1 pseudogene is annotated in these 286 nt (G+C 59.8%); it reads right to left on the minus strand.

The features are described 5' to 3' along the window. Positions 1-6 precede the first annotated feature (6 nt). Positions 7-273, minus strand: a pseudogene (locus HKX41_11160) (type IV pilin N-terminal domain-containing protein). Positions 274-286: the final 13 nt, after the last annotated feature.

Consider the following 286-nt stretch of genomic DNA (forward strand, 5'->3'; position numbering starts at 1 on the left):
AGTTCACGTGGAGTTGTCAAGGGCAACCGTAGAGGTGACGTTGACCTGCGAGGCGTCGATGGAAGTACCGCTTTCGTGGGTGACCGTGAGGGCGGTGCCGTTGTAGTCGAACCCGAAACTCGCCTGCGGAGCAGTGTCGCCGACCTGGTCGCCGAGACCGAGGACGAACGTCCCGATAACGGCCGCGAGAATCACCGTGATGGCGACCATGAGGATAACGCCGATGACCGGCGATACCGCGTCGTCCTCGGCGAGGAGTTGTTTGAAATTCATCTATCCGTTGTAG

The organism is Salifodinibacter halophilus (assembly GCA_012999515.1).
Taxonomy (GTDB): Bacteria; Pseudomonadota; Gammaproteobacteria; order Nevskiales; family Salinisphaeraceae; genus Salifodinibacter; species Salifodinibacter halophilus.